The 14,203-nt window shown below is 64.6% G+C and carries 10 protein-coding genes and 2 tRNA genes; 3 read left to right on the forward strand and 9 right to left on the reverse strand.

The features are described 5' to 3' along the window. Positions 1-30: 30 nt before the first annotated feature. The 6 genes from VGK27_09665 to VGK27_09690 form a co-directional block, all read right to left on the reverse strand. Entirely contained in the window at positions 31-2,046 is a 2,016-nt protein-coding gene (locus VGK27_09665; protein HEY3490371.1) for a biotin/lipoyl-containing protein, read from the reverse strand. Between the two features lie 34 nt (positions 2,047-2,080). Beyond that, positions 2,081-3,529: an acetyl-CoA carboxylase biotin carboxylase subunit gene (locus VGK27_09670; protein HEY3490372.1), complete on the reverse strand. Its 1,449-nt coding sequence runs from the start codon at positions 3,527-3,529 to the stop codon at positions 2,081-2,083. Next, the gene (locus tag VGK27_09675) at positions 3,526-4,422 is read right to left on the reverse strand and encodes a phosphoribosylaminoimidazolesuccinocarboxamide synthase (protein HEY3490373.1); all 897 of its coding nucleotides are present in this window, start codon (positions 4,420-4,422) and stop codon (positions 3,526-3,528) included. The genes VGK27_09670 and VGK27_09675 overlap by 4 nt, the downstream gene beginning before the upstream one ends. Positions 4,423-4,530: 108 nt before the next feature. Next, positions 4,531-6,336 carry an ABC transporter ATP-binding protein gene (locus tag VGK27_09680; protein ID HEY3490374.1) on the reverse strand — a complete coding sequence of 602 codons (1,806 nt, stop codon included), beginning with the start codon at positions 6,334-6,336 and terminating at the stop codon, positions 4,531-4,533. Further along, positions 6,333-8,114 (reverse strand): ABC transporter ATP-binding protein, encoded by a 1,782-nt coding sequence (locus tag VGK27_09685; protein ID HEY3490375.1) that lies wholly within the window; start codon positions 8,112-8,114, stop codon positions 6,333-6,335. Before VGK27_09685 ends, VGK27_09680 begins: the two co-directional genes overlap by 4 nt. Beyond that, the gene (locus VGK27_09690; GenBank protein HEY3490376.1) at positions 8,111-8,935 is read right to left on the reverse strand and encodes a site-2 protease family protein; all 825 of its coding nucleotides are present in this window, start codon (positions 8,933-8,935) and stop codon (positions 8,111-8,113) included. The genes VGK27_09685 and VGK27_09690 overlap by 4 nt, the downstream gene beginning before the upstream one ends. A 65-nt stretch (positions 8,936-9,000) precedes the next feature. Between VGK27_09690 and VGK27_09695 the strand changes: the two genes are divergently transcribed. Continuing rightward, positions 9,001-9,594, forward strand: coding sequence for an epoxyqueuosine reductase QueH (locus VGK27_09695; protein ID HEY3490377.1), 594 nt, complete (start codon positions 9,001-9,003; stop codon positions 9,592-9,594). A 5-nt stretch (positions 9,595-9,599) separates the two neighbouring features. Here VGK27_09695 and VGK27_09700 read toward each other — a convergent pair. Next, positions 9,600-9,695 (reverse strand) — tRNA-Sec (locus VGK27_09700). Between the two features lie 44 nt (positions 9,696-9,739). On the opposite strand from VGK27_09700, the gene VGK27_09705 reads away from it, so the two are divergent. Both VGK27_09705 and VGK27_09710 read left to right on the forward strand, forming a co-directional pair. Beyond that, positions 9,740-10,519 (forward strand): hypothetical protein, encoded by a 780-nt coding sequence (locus VGK27_09705; protein ID HEY3490378.1) that lies wholly within the window; start codon positions 9,740-9,742, stop codon positions 10,517-10,519. Between the two features lie 95 nt (positions 10,520-10,614). Beyond that, a tRNA-Val gene (locus tag VGK27_09710) sits at positions 10,615-10,689 on the forward strand. Between the two features lie 112 nt (positions 10,690-10,801). On the opposite strand, the gene mcrC is transcribed toward VGK27_09710, so the two are convergent. After that, positions 10,802-11,917, reverse strand: a complete 1,116-nt coding sequence (gene mcrC, locus VGK27_09715) for a 5-methylcytosine-specific restriction endonuclease system specificity protein McrC (GenBank protein ID HEY3490379.1) — start codon at positions 11,915-11,917, stop codon at positions 10,802-10,804. Further along, positions 11,917-14,118: an AAA family ATPase gene (locus tag VGK27_09720; GenBank protein HEY3490380.1), complete on the reverse strand. Its 2,202-nt coding sequence runs from the start codon at positions 14,116-14,118 to the stop codon at positions 11,917-11,919. The genes mcrC and VGK27_09720 overlap by 1 nt, the downstream gene beginning before the upstream one ends. Between the last annotated feature and the right edge of the window lie 85 nt (positions 14,119-14,203).

Consider the following 14,203-nt stretch of genomic DNA (forward strand, 5'->3'; position numbering starts at 1 on the left):
CGAACCCTCCCGTCCGCGTCATCAGAATGGTCATTCGCCTTCCGGCCCGATCGCTGCGAGCAATTGCCCTTCTTCGACCCGGTCGTTCAAGCCGACCGCGATCTCCTGGAGGATGCCTGCGATGGGTGCCTTGACGGCGTTTTCGGTCTTCATCACTTCGATGTTCATGATCTCTTCGCCCTTGCGGACGTGGTCGCCCGGCTTGAGGGCGCGATCCTTCGTGCCGATGCGCCAGACGTTGCCCGTGACCGTGGCGCCGATCTCGCCCCGGTTCGACGGGGCCGCTTTCCGGACCACCTTCTTCGACGAGAGCGATTCGGGCAGGTCGACCGGGAAGACGTGCATGATGTTGTCGACCGACAGGACGACGTGTTTAACGCCGCCGATCCCCTCGCCGATCGAGACCAGCTTGATGACGTGCGGCCGCCCCTCGAGATCGAGCTCGATCGCGTCGCCCGGCTCGCGCAGCCCGTTGAGCCAGACCGGCGTCGGGAGGACGGTCGTGTCGCCATAGGTAGCGCGGAACCGCAGGAAGTCGACGGTCGCCTTGGGATGCTGGGTGTGGAGGACGAACTCTTCGTCGGTGGCCGGGCGACCGAGCTCGAGCTCCATCGTCTCGCGCGACCGGGCGAGATCGTCGTCCGGGAGCATGGACAACGGCGACGCGTTGAGCCGCTCGGCTGCCACGCGGTCTTCCCATTCGTCGCCGAACGCGCTCCGGTAGACCCAGTCCTTCGGCCACCCGAAAGGAAGCGGGCCGTACTTGCCCAGCAGCAGGTTCTTGAGGTCGTCGGTGGCGCCGGAGTAAAGCCGCAGCAGCACGTTCTCGTCGGCCTGCGACAACGCCTCGAGCCGTTCGCCGCCCTCGAAGTAGCGCTCGAGGATGCCAAACAGCTTGCGGATCGCCGGCTCGCCGCCGTCCTTGTTGAGCCGCTGAACGATCGAGGCCCACGTGGTCCAGGTGATCTGGGAACCGGGCGTCACGTCGAAGTACTTGATGATCCGGTTGCCGTACGCCATCCCCTTGAGGATGTGCGGCATCAGGTCGAGGAAGCCCCCCTTCTCGGCCTGCTCGAACGACGACGGGAAGGCGCCGCCGGGCATCCGGTGCCGGACGACGTCGCTCGAGAACCCCTTGAACTGCGATTCGAACCGCTCGTAGTGGCGGATGAAGCCGTGGATCACCTCGGACGCCTTCTCGGCCAGCGGGGTGTCGAGCCGCACGGTGAAGCCGAGGTCGCGCAAATAGCGGGCCAGAGGAAGGACCGGCGGGTGGCCGTAGAAGCGGGAGAAGCCGTCGTCGGTCACGTCGAACAGCTTGACGCCCGCCTGCGCCGCGGCCGCCATGGCCGGGATCGCGAGCCCGTCGGTCGCGTGCCGGTGGTACTGGAGGACGAGCCCCGGATAGCGCTGGAGGATCGCGTCGACCAGCCGCGCGATTCGGGACGGCGTCGCGACGCCCGCCATGTCCTTGATGCACAGGATGATCTGGTCGGTCCCGCCGCACAGGTCGACGATCTCGTCGGTCACGCGAAGGTAGTAGGCGTCGGAGCACTCGGGCGATTCGGTGAACGAGATGGCCGGCTCGAAGATCCTGCCGCCCCCCATCACCTCTTCGGCGATCAGGGCCATGTTGGGGATGTAGTTGAGGAAGTCGAAGCAGCGCCACACGTCGATCGTGGGCAGGAAGGCGCGGACGGCAAGCTGGATGACGTTGCGCGGGTACATCCGGTAGCCCCACAAGTTGGTGGAGCGGATGAGGGTCTGCGTGAGCGACCGGGGCGCTTCCTCGGACCAGAGGCGCGCCTCCTCGAACGGGTCGATCAGGTTGTTCATCAGGTCTTGATGGAGGCGGGCGCCGCCGTGGACCTCGAGCGAGAAATAGCCCGCGGCGTCGTAGAGCGGGATCAGCTTGCGGAGGTCGAACAGGGTGAAGCGATTCTTGAAATCGCTTTGGCCCGTATCTCGCGGGCCGGTCTGCGTGAAGCAGATCTCCTTGCCGTCCCGAAGCCCCTTGAGGATCTTCTTCGGGTCTTTCCTGCGCACGCTCCCCCTCATCCCTTCCCCCCGGCCCATGTGATCAACCCGCGTAGATGTTGCGGCCGAGTCCGGAAACCTGCGCAACAAACTTGGCGACCTTGAAGATCTGCTCCTCGACGTCCTCGTATTCGGTGAGGCCGGCGATATTTTCCTCGACGAAGCCGGTGTGGATGTCGCCCGCGACGAACTTCGGGTTGTCCATGATCTTCTTGAGCAGCGGGATCGTGGTGCGAACGCCCCAGATCTCGAATTCGCGCAGCGCGCGCCGCATCCGCTGGATGGCCGTGATCCGGTCCTTGCCCACCGAGCAGATCTTGGCGATCAGCGAGTCATAGTAGGGGGGGATCTCCCATCCCTGGTAGATGCCCATCTCGGACCGGACGAAGGGGCCGGAAACCTGCCTGAGGAAGCTGACCTTGCCGAAGGAGGGGGCGAAGTCTTTCTTGGGGTCCTCGGCATTGACGCGGCACTGGATCGCGTGTCCCCGGAGGATGACGCTGTCCTGCGTCATGGACAGCCGCTCGCCCGCGGCCATGCGGAACATGGTGCGGATGATGTCGAAACCGCTGATCATCTCGGTGACCGTGTGCTCGACCTGGATGCGCGTGTTGACCTCGAGCACGTAGAACTGGCCCGTGTGGTCGACGAGGAACTCCATCGTGCCCGCCGTCTCGTAGCCGATGTCCTTCATCGCCTTGACGACGATCGCGCCGACGCGAGCCCGCTCCTCAGGCGTAAGCAGCGAGCTCGGCGCTTCCTCGATCAGCTTTTGGTGGCGGCGCTGGATGGAGCACTCGCGCTCGCCCAGGTGGACGACGTTGCCGTACCGGTCGGCGAGGAACTGGAACTCGATGTGGCGCCCGCCCTCGATGTATTTCTCGACGAAGACGGTGTCCTTGCCGAACGCCTTGAGGGCGACGGATTTCGCCGTTTCGAGCTTCTCGGCGACCTCTTCGGCGAAATAGACCTTCTGCATCCCCTTCCCGCCGCCGCCCGCCGACGCCTTGATGATGACGGGCCACCCTACCTTCTCGGCGAAGGCGATCACCTCTTCGGGGCCGGACACGTCCTCGATGCCGGGCGTCACCGGAACGCCGGAGGAGGCCAGCGCACGCCGCGCGGCGATCTTGTCGCCCAGGATGCGCATGACGCGGGCCGACGGCCCGATGAAGACGAGCCCTTCCTTCTCGACCGCCTCGGCGAAGTCGGGGTTCTCGGCCAGGAAGCCGTAGCCGGGGAACACCGCGTCGCAATCGGTGTCTTTCGCGGCGCGCAGCACCGTGTCGATGTCGAGGTAGCTCAGCGCCGCCGGGGAGGGGCCAAGGCGAACAGCCTCGTCGGCCAGCCGCACGTGAAGGGAAAGCGCATCGCAATCGGAGTATCCGACGACCGCCTGGATGCCGAGCTCGCGGCACGGCCGGATCGACCGGCAGGCGATCTCGCCCCGGTTCGCGATGAAGATCTTGCGGAAGGGGCGCGGACCGCTCATGACACGTCGGTGCCGGAGAGGATCGTCAGCGCCTCGCGGTACTTGAGCGACGTCTTTTCGATCACGTCGGCGGGCAGCGAAGGCCCCGGCGCGGTCTTGTCCCATGGAAGCGTGAGCAGGTAGTCGCGGACGAACTGCTTGTCGAAGCTGGGCTGCGGGCCGCCCGCCGCATAGCCGGCCGCGGGCCAGAAGCGGGAGGAGTCGGGCGTGAGCGCTTCGTCAATGAGAATGAGTTGCCCCTCGAAGATGCCGAACTCGAACTTGGTATCGGCGATGATGATTCCCTTGGTCAGCGCAAAGTCGGCCGCGGCCTGGTAAAGCGCGATCGCGGTGCTGCGGACCTTTTCGGCAAGCGCCGGATCGATGATCTGCTTCATCCGCTCGAACGTGATGTTCTCGTCGTGCGAACCCGCTTCTTCCTTGGTGGAGGGGGTGAAGATCGGCTCGGGCAGCTTCGAGGACTCGACCAGCCCCGCGGGAAGCTTCACGCCGCAGACCTCGCCCTTCGCCTTGTATTCGTTCCAGCCGGAGCCCGACAGGTAGCCGCGGACGACGCACTCGACCGGCAGCGCATTCGCCCTCCGGCACAGCATCGAGCGCCCGGTAAGGACGGCAGCGTGGGCACGGGCGGCCTCGGGATATTCGGAGGGGTCGATCGAAAGCATGTGGTTGGGGACGATCGAGGCCAGCTTGCCGAACCAGAATGCCGAGATGCGCGTGAGTACCTCGCCTTTGTACGGGATGCCGTCCGGCAGGATGACGTCGAACGCCGACAACCGGTCGGAGGCGACCAGGAGCATTTTCCCGTCGACCTCGTAGATGTCGCGCACCTTGCCGCGCCCGAGCAGCTTCATCCCCGACAGATTCGTCTCGACCACCGTCTGCTGACCCATGATGCCCCCCGTATCCAGAATCGATATTGAAGTGGAAACCTCAACTATATCAGACGCGAAACAACCGCCAAACCGATTTCGAAGCGGGCGGGGAATCGCATGGGGCGGTCAGGATTCGCCGAACTGGAGGGCGTGGAGCCTTGCGTAGATGCCGCCAGCGGCGATCAGTTCGGCGTGGGTCCCGGTCTCGCGCACCTTCCCCTTGTGGAGGACGACGATCCGGTCGGCGGATAGAACGGTCGCGAGCCGATGGGCGACGACCAGCGCGGTGCGGCCGCTGCGCAGCCGGTCGAGCGCCCGCTGCAGCGCGCCTTCGGTGACCGGGTCGACGCTCGAGGTGGCTTCGTCGAGGAGGAGAACCCGCGGGTCGCGCGCCAGTGCCCGGGCGAAGGCGACCAGTTGCCGCTGCCCCACCGACAGGGAACCGCCCCGTTCGCCGACGGGCGTGTCCAGTCCCTTCGGCCAGGCGGCCGCGAACTCGGCCACGCCGGTCGCGGCCAGGGCGTTGTCGACCGCCTCCCCGCCCGCCCGGATGTTGTCGATCACGGTGCCGGAGAACAGGAACGGGTCTTGTTGCACGAGTGCGAAGGTGCGGCGCAGCGTCTCCCGCGGGATCTGCCGGATGTCGCGTCCGTAGAGGAGGATCGTGCCCCGGTCGAGCTCGTAGAGGCGGATCAGCAGCGCGAGGATCGTCGTCTTGCCCGCCCCGGTCGCCCCGACGATCGCCCCCGTCTCCCCTTCGCCGATGGCGAAGGAGACGTCGCGCAGCACCGGCTCCCCGCCGTATGAGAACCAGACGCCGCGGAACTCGACCGCGGGTGCCCGAACGGCGGGGACGGCGGGGACGGCGCCTTCCGGGGCAGGCGGGGGCGCGGCGGCCTCGGCGTCCGCGAGGTATTCGGGCGACGGCGCGCCGTCGAGAACCCGGAAGATCCGCTCGCACGCCGACAGCGCGGTCTGGAGGATGTTGTATTTGTCGCTCATGTCCTTCAGGGGGTCAAAGAAGCGGCGCGCGTATTCGAGGAAGGCCACCAGTGTCCCCAGCGTGATCGCCCCGGCCAGGATCCGCCCGCCCCCCTGCCACAAAAGCAGCGCGACCGTCACGGAGGCCAGCAGCTCGACGCCGGGGAAGTAGACCGAATAGTACTGGGTCAGCCGGACCGACTCGGCGGCGTACGCGTCGTTTCGCACGCCGAACGCCCGGATCGCCTTCCCCTCGGCGCCGAACGATTTGACGACCGCGATGCCGGAGACGTGCTCCTGGAGGAAAGCGTTGAGATGGGCCAGCCGGCGGCGCACCTCGCGATTCGCATCCCGGATCGATTTTTTCAGCAGCGAGACGAAGAGGAGCAGGACGGGAAGCATCGCGAAGGTGACCAGGGCGAGCCGAAGATTGAGCCAGAGCAGCATCCCGGCCGTGCCCAGGAGGAGCGCCGCGTCGCCGAACGTCGAGACGAGGCCGGACGAGATCAGCTCCTGCAGTGCCTCGACGTCGGAGGTGACCCGCGTCATCAGCCGTCCTGTCGGCGTGTGGTCGAAGAAGGCGACGGGAAGCGTCTGGAGCCGCTCGACCATCTGCCGGCGGATCGCGAGGATCACGCGCTGGCCGAGCACCGAGACCGCGAGCATCTGGAGGGCGACGAACAGGTTTGCGCCGGCGAGCGCGGCGAGGTAGGCGGCGACCAGCGGCCAGGCGCCGGAGAAGACCCGGGGGGTCAGGTGGCGGTCGACCATCAGCCGGATGAGCCAGGGTCCCGCGAGCTGGCAGGCGGTCCCCAGCGCGAGCGCGAGGAGCGCGAAGGCCACCAGCCCCTTGTGCGGCGCGAGGAACGGAAGGAGGCGGCGCAGCAGCGCGAGATCCGGCTTCGCGTCGTCGCCCCGGTCGTCGAGAAAGAAATCGCGGCTGCCGCTCATGTCGCCGCCTCGAGCTCGGTGGCCAGCGACTGCCGGGCGTGGAGCCGGCAATAGACGCCCCCCCGCGCGAGCAGCTCATCGTGGGTGCCCTGCTCGACGATCCGTCCGGCTTCGAGCACCAGGATCTTGTCGCACCGGGCGAGCGACGCCATTCGGTGCGTGCTGAACAGGATCGTCCGGCCGCCGCGCGCCTCCATCAGCTCGCGGAAGATGGCGCGCTCGGTCTCGGCGTCGACCGCGGACAGGGCGTCGTCGAGCAGCAGGAGCTCGGCGCCGGTGCAGAGGGCGCGGGCGATGGTCACGCGCTGCTTCTGCCCCCCGGACAGCGAGATGCCGCGCTCGCCGATGACCGTGTCGAGGCCGTGGGGCATCGCTGCGATCTCGTCCGCGATGCGGGCATGCCCGATGGCCGCCTCCGCCACGGCCCGGTCGGCCTCCGGCACCCCGTAGCAGACGTTCTCGAGGATCGAGTCGGAGAAGAGGAACGGGTCCTGCCCCACCAGGGATATCGTGCGGCGAAGCTCCCCGAGCGGCGCCGCGTCTACGTCGCGGCCCTTGAAGAAGATGGTGCCCGCCGGGGCCGGCTGGAGGCGGAGCAGCAGCGACAGCAGCGTGCTCTTCCCGCTGCCGGTGCGGCCGACGAGCCCCGTGACCTCCCCCTTCCGGATGGAAAACGTCACGTCGCGCAGCACCTCGCCGCGCTCGCCCGCCCCGTAGGAGAAAGAGAGCCCGCGGACCTCGACCAACGGCGCCTCGCCCCCGTCGCCCCGCGCGGGCGCCTCGCCGGCGCCGGCGTCATCGGCGTCATCGGCGGGCTCGGCGGGCTCGGTCGGCTGGTCCAGGTATTCCCCGAGCCGCCCCATCGCCGCCGCCCCGCGCTGGAACAGGTTGATGACCCAGCCGAGCGCCATCGTCGGGAAGGAAAGCATGGCCAGATAGGCGTTGAACGCCACAAAGCCGCCCGTCGTCAGCCCCCCGAGGATCACCTGGCGGCCCGCCAGCAGGAGCACGAAGGCGACCGCCAGCCCCGAGATCAGGCCGATCAGGGCGTGGAACGTCGCCGACGTCCGGGAGAGCGAGATGTTCCGCCCGTAGTAGTCGCGAGTGGCGACGTCGATCCGCGCCGCCATCTCCCGTTCGAGGCCGTACGCCTTGACGAGCCGGATGCCGGAGATGTCCTCGTGCAGCGCCTCGTTCATCGCCGAAAGCGACTGCTGGCTCTCGCGATGCAGTCGGTGGAAGCGCCGGCCGTATTCCCGCGAGGCCAGCACCACGAAAGGCGCCGCGGCCAGCGCGGCGAGCGTCAGCGACACGCTGATGCGGAACATGAAGACGATCGAGAGCAACCAGGAGACGACCGTCCCCGTCAGCATCAAGACGCCGGGGCCCATGAAGAGCCAGATCGACGAGAGATCGTTCGTCAGCCGCGACATGACGTCGCCCGTCGGCACCCGTGAGAAGAAGGAAAGCGGCAGGCGCGCCACGTGCGCGAAGACGTCGCCCCGGAGCGCCTGCTCGATCCGCTTGGCGGACACGAGCAGGCCGCGCCGGGAGAGCCAGCGCAGAAGGGCGTGTCCCAGCGCCAGCAGCAGGATGAGCGAGACGGTCCGGCGTAGGCGGGACGCCCCGTCCGGCATCGCCAGCCCGTCGATCGCGTCCCGGATCAGCCACGGGATGAAAACCCCGCAGACGGCCGCGGCCACTAGTCCCGCCGCGCTGAGTATGATCGCGGCGGCGTGTCGCGCGACGTAAGGTCGGAGGCGCGCGAGGAGCGTCAAGAGATCGGGTTGGGCGAGAAGGTAAGGATGAAGAGGAGGAGCGAGAGCGCCCCGATCGCCTTGCGCCCCCGCGACAACGGCACGTCGTCGAACATCGGCGCGGGGTGCCGTGTGCCGATGATGAAGAGGATCATCGCCCAGACGAACCAGGACGGGTTGACGAGCCCCATGAGCAGCAGGGCGTAGGGGATCAGGCGGGCCGTCTCCGAGTATCGGCCGCCGAACATCGCGTAGGCGATGTGGCCGCCGTCAAGCTGCCCCGACGGGATCAGGTTGAGCATGGTGACGAGCAGACCGATCCATCCGGCGTACGCCACCGGGTGAAGCACGACGTCCTGGCCCACCGGCAGCACCCCGAACACGGCGCGGATCGCCGCCTTCAGGATCAGCGGCTCCCCCAGCTGGAAATGCTCGCCTCCCAGCCCGGACAGTTGCCGGACGTGCGACAGCGTCAGGCCGAACAGGAGCACGGGAATGGCGACCGCCGCGCCCGCGAGCGGACCGGCCGCCCCGATGTCCATCAGGGCGTTGCGCGTCGGGAACGGCGAGCGGATCTTGATGACCGCCCCCATCGTTCCGGGATTGGGCGGGATCGGGAGGAACGGGATGAAATAGGGCAGCGTCACGTCGACGCGGTGCAGCCTCCCCGCGACATAATGGCCCATCTCGTGGACGCCGAGGATGGCGAGCAACGGCAGGGAGAACTGGAGTCCGAGCGCGATCTGCTCGGGATGACGCAGGATGTCGACGTTCGACATCAACGCCCCGGAAAGGAGCGTCGTGATGAAGGTCGCAGCGAACAGAAGGATATTGAGCACCATGGGCCACCTGTTTGTTAATCTGTTGATTATATGACAGCCGCACCGAAGGAAGGATTCGCACGACGATGAAGCTGCTCCGCCCCTATCCCGCCGGGATGTCCGTCCTGCTCCACATCTGCTGCGCGCCCGACGCCGCCCACGGGGTCCCTGCGCTTCAGGCCGAGCGGTTCGATGTCACCGGCTACTTCTTCAATCCGAACATCCATCCCGACGCGGAATATGCGAAGCGTCTGGAGGCCACGCGGAAGCTGCAGGAGGGCATCCCCTTTCCCCTGCGCGTCGAGGGAGGTCGAGAGGCCGACTGGGAGGCCGCGGTGCGCGGCATGGAGCACGAGAAGGAGCGCGGGAAGCGGTGCGAGGCGTGCGTGCGGCTCCGGCTGCGCCGTACCGCCGAGGTCGCGCTCGAAGGAGGATTCGACGCCTTCGCCAGCGTGTTGACCGTCAGCCGCTTGAAGAGCGCCCGGATGGTCAACCCGATCGGGCGCGAGGAGGGCGAGCGCGCCGGCGTCGCCTTCATCGACGCCGACATGGGCAAGAACGACGGCTACAACGACAGTGTCCGCACGACCACCCGCCTCGGCATTTATCGGCAGGATTATTGCGGATGCCGCTTCTCGATCCGGGGGGTAAAGTCGGCGGGCGAAAATGCCGAAGAGTAGGTAAATGGCGGAAGCGTGCGGGAATCGAACCCACCATCAGCGTTTCCGCCGACCGACCGGATTTGAAGTCCGGGGAGGCCACCAGCGCCCCATCCGCTTCCGTCTCGATGCGGAAAGAAATTATAGCAGAAGGAGAACAAACCCGATGAAACGCACCGCACTGCTTCCCGCCCTGGCGCTCGCCATGCTGCTGTTCGCAGCCCCCGCCTTCGCAGGTCCCGGCTTCGACGTCGGCGCCCGCGCCTACTACTGGTTTCCCAAGATGACCGGGACGGTCGAAACGCTGACCGGCGGCCTCAGCGACAACGTGTTCAACGTCAAGGACGACCTCGGCGTCGAGAACAAGAACTTCGCGGTGGGCGAGGCGTTCGCCCGGCTCGGCCGATTCAAGGTCCGCGCCGGCTACACGCCCTTGAATCTCACCGGCGATTCGACCCTTTCGCGCAGTTTCCGGTTCAACGGGCAGCCTTTTACCGCCAATGAACGGGTCCACTCGAAGCTCGACCTGAAGTCGATCGACGGCGAGATCGGCGTCGACCTCCTCCGTCCCGAGATCCCGGTGCTCGCCAACGTCTATGTCGGGCTGCTGGCCAAGGTGAAATACGTCGACGGCTCGGTCGAGATCACGGACCTGACGAATCCCGCATCGGCAAAGAAGGATTTCAGTGCGCCGATACCGATGGTGGGCGCCCAGGCCGGCATCGGGTTCCTCGGCGACTGGATCCGAGTCGACGGGAAGGCGGCGGGCATCGCCTATTCGGGCAAGCACCTCTACGAAGGCGAGATCTACGCCTCGTTCTCGCCGTTCCCCTTCATCAAGGTGCAGGGCGGCTACCGGGCGATCGACCTGAAGTATGACGACAACGACTTCAAGGCCGCGCTCAAGATCAAGGGCCCGTACGTCGGCCTGCAGGCCGCTTTTTAGCGGATGCCCTCGCTTCCGTTAGCGGATGCGGCGGGTTCCCCGTACTTTTCGCTTGTACCGGCGCGCCGCCGGGGTAAAATGGTCCTTCGTTTTTCGGGCGCTTAACTCAGCGGTAGAGTGCCACCTTCACACGGTGGAAGTCACAGGTTCAAATCCTGTAGCGCCCACCACTCTTTTCAACCACTTGCGGCCCTTTCCGAGTCGATCCCGGGAAGGGCCGCAGTCTTTTATCACACCCTTTATCACATGGAATCGGGGGCCACCCGGTAAGACGCTGGAAGGTCATACCGCATACACGAGCAGCCGGGAACGAATATCTGCAGCCGAGGCTGTAAGATCCACCGTCGCGAACCGGATGTCGTGCCCCTGAATGACCGCGGTTTCATCGACCATTTCCCCTACCGAGGGATGGAGCAGCAATCCGCCGGCGTGATCGGCCATGGAATCTCCACGTCCGACCTGGGATCGCAGATATGCGTATATTTGATACAAGTAACCGCTTCGCAGCGATTCCTCCCGATACCAGCCCTTGGTCACGATCGAAGTGAATTTGGTATCGATTACGATCCTGCGTCCGGACTCGACGTGATCCAGGATGATATCGGTCCGCATCGATGGAAGGATTCGATCGATCCCGGGGGTCTTCTTCTCGACGTCCCAGTCTAGCGTCTTCCCACAACGGACATTCCAACCCTCAGCCCCCAGGGCGGCCGCATAAAGTCCCCCAACCGCCTTTTCGAAGAGAAGCCGGACCCACGCTTCATCCCGGTTCGGGAGGGATAGACTGTTCGTATCCCCATCCTCGACAGGCAGCAGGAGATCGTAGGCGAGTCTCGCGGCGGCAACGATGAACCGGTCGTCCGCATCGTTTCGTCCAATGCGGTCCCGGCTGATCTCGGCACGAGTGGGCGGATTGCCGGATACCCCCATTGCCTTCATGGTTCCCGCAAGGGATCGGCACCGGTGGCGAATCGTTGAAGCCTTCACAATCCTTGATATCCGCTCCAGTGCCAGGCGGACGAACCGGTTGCGGGGAGTATCGTTCGTCAGTTCATCGAACCGGCATGCGATCAGTCCCCGGGAGAGCAACTGGCGGCGTTCGGTATCCAACACGTCGATCCGCCCCCGAACCCGACTCAGCGTCGCTTGGCGGGAACGGTATCCCAAACCAAGATGTCGACGCAGGCGATTCTCGACCAGGTGAGCAAGGATCTCGGCGACGAGATCGGGCAGATCGTCCGGTACATCTTCCACCCCGCCCTTTCCAAACCCGCAGGTTTTGAACAGGTCGGAAGCGTAAAACATGAGGAGCCACAGATTGCGAACCGGGATACGGCCGACAAATCCCGTCGCGTTCCCGTCCGCAGGCATCACTCGATCTGAGACCAACAAATTCATCACCACTCGTGGAGCAGTTTCTCTGATGCCTTCGCCGCATCTTCGGGTGAGTCAAACCAGTATTCTTCGAGCAAGGGACCGATTTCGGTCCGGACGACCTGCCGGAACCATTCCAGCGTATCCCCTTCCTCCAGACGATAGGCCGGAGTCACATAGCTGTGGCCGATCCGGAACTGTTTCCCAAGGCGGGGATCGCCCCCGATCTGGTCATTGAGGGTCTTGATGCGACCTTCTATTCCTTTCGCAAGTTCCTGATCGACGTTGCGCTCCTTCACGACCCATTCTCGCCAGGTCTCGCCGAGTTTCGGCTCAAGTCCGACGAAGGCAAACCGCCGCCGCAACGCCAGATCGACCAGCGCAAGCGAACGGTCGGCAATGTTCATCGTGCCGATCAGGTAGAGGTTTTCCGGCACGTGAATCGGGCGGCGCTTCCCGTCCGCATCCGGATAACACAGCTCCAATGCCTCGTTCGGCGTCCGTTTGCCGGCCTCCAGGACCGTCAACAACTCACCGAATATCTGCGCGGGATTCCCCCGGTTGAACTCCTCGATCACAACAACAAAGATCGATGTCGGAGATCTTAACGCCGCATTGATGGCTTCCATGAAAACGCCATCCGCCAGCGCCAGTCTGCCGTCCCCTGTCGGCCGCCACCCTCGCACGAAGTCCTCGTAGGACAGGTTGGGATGAAACTGGACCGCACGCACCTTGCTGTCGTCCTTTTCCCCCATCAACGCATAGGCGAGACGCTTGGCAAGCCAGCTCTTCCCGGTGCCGGGCGGCCCTTGGAGAATCAGGTTTTTTCTGGACCGCAACCGCCCCAGAAGCCCCTCGATTTCCTCTCTACCAAGAAAGCAGCCTTCTTTCAGAATGTCATCGACTGCGTACGGAACAATAGGCGGTTTTTCCCGGGACGCGTCGCCGATCACATCATCAGGATCATCGACTTCGATTTCGTCTTCCTTTCCTGCCGGGGACTTGTAAAGCCATGACTCCCGGGACAATTCGGGAAACGAATGAACGGGGTAAGAAGGCTCCTGGAAGTGCGCTTCCATCGCCTCTTTCAATGCAAGGTAATCCTTTGCGCCACAACGCCCCTTGGCACCGCTCAGGTCGATCGGAACACGGAGAGAATTCGACAGATAATTTCTCGAATTGGCGTCGAGACTCGGGAAATACCATGGCCTGGTCCAGAACAGACCGAATGTCAGGTTCCACCCCACGCCCGGACGGCCGTTGGCATCGTCGAATGCATCGAGAAATTCCTGCTGGATCGCGTCGTCGTCGGACTCGGCAAACCGAATCGCCGTCGCAAATACGTTCCACAAGGAATCGATGTGGTCCGATGTGCGGTCCGCTTCAAACGGAAAATACCAGGATTTCAGATTGTTGAGGAGGGGCACCCCGTCGAACGATTCTGGTACCGGCTCTTCCACCCCAAGAAACCTGGCGAGTTCCGCTGCAACCGCCTTTCGGTTGGCAACCGTAATTCCCCGGTTGAAAAGCCCCATGGCCGTGAACGGACAGATGTCCCTGACAAATCCGGAGGTGCTGTCCGCGAAATGGTCTTCCTTCAGGTAACCAAGGACGTCGATTCGGGATGATATCTCGCGGATTCCTTCTACCAAGCGACCCCTGTCTTCACGGAAAGCGAGAAGTTTGTCGGCGACGGCCTCATAGAATCGGGTCCACGCGAACGGCTTTCGGTCGGTTGTGACCGTACCGAACCTCGCCACCCATCCGGGCGAATTGCAGAACCGCTGGATATCCTGCGGTTTCCCGTCAAATGCGAATGCGATCAATGCTTCGCGCATCCAGGTGTCAGGCAGGACCCGCCACAAGGTTTTCTGATAAGTGAAAAAATACCATTCACGGACCGGATCCAGTTTCTTCCAGTCCACCTTGACCCGTTTCCCGTCATCAAGGTTTCCGGTTACGGTGCCGACGGCCTTGATCGCCATGACCGATACGCTCTGGCCCTTGTTGTCGAATGGGAGGCCCTGCTTGCGCGTATAGGTCGCCTTGATGGCGATTCGATCCCCGGGCTGCATCGACCGAACCGCATCGGCATATTTATTCTCGTACCCGGTTTCCCATATCCCCTCCGACAGGAAACGGGACATTTGGTCATCATTGCCGCCATAAGCGGCACCGACAAGCCAGCAAGGTCGTGTCCCGATCGGATTGCCTGATTCGCTCATCCTCGTACTGCCTCCATTTGCCATTTTAAAGGGTCTCGGATTTCCTTCAGGCATTCCTGGAGCCGGGCCTCGTCGTGGGCAAGCA

Source organism: Candidatus Deferrimicrobiaceae bacterium, from assembly GCA_036504035.1.
GTDB lineage: Bacteria > Desulfobacterota > Deferrimicrobia > Deferrimicrobiales > Deferrimicrobiaceae > JANXPS01.

Coding starts and splice junctions, on each gene's coding strand:
- VGK27_09670 (HEY3490372.1), bottom strand. CDS start 3,529: ATGAGCGGTCCGCGCCCCTTCCGCAAGATCTTCATCGCGAACCGGGGC.
- VGK27_09675 (HEY3490373.1), bottom strand. CDS start 4,422: ATGGGTCAGCAGACGGTGGTCGAGACGAATCTGTCGGGGATGAAGCTG.
- VGK27_09680 (HEY3490374.1), bottom strand. CDS start 6,336: ATGAGCGGCAGCCGCGATTTCTTTCTCGACGACCGGGGCGACGACGCG.
- VGK27_09690 (HEY3490376.1), bottom strand. CDS start 8,935: ATGGTGCTCAATATCCTTCTGTTCGCTGCGACCTTCATCACGACGCTC.
- VGK27_09695 (HEY3490377.1), top strand. CDS start 9,001: ATGAAGCTGCTCCGCCCCTATCCCGCCGGGATGTCCGTCCTGCTCCAC.
- VGK27_09705 (HEY3490378.1), top strand. CDS start 9,740: ATGAAACGCACCGCACTGCTTCCCGCCCTGGCGCTCGCCATGCTGCTG.
- mcrC (HEY3490379.1), bottom strand. CDS start 11,917: ATGAATTTGTTGGTCTCAGATCGAGTGATGCCTGCGGACGGGAACGCG.
- VGK27_09720 (HEY3490380.1), bottom strand. CDS start 14,118: ATGAGCGAATCAGGCAATCCGATCGGGACACGACCTTGCTGGCTTGTC.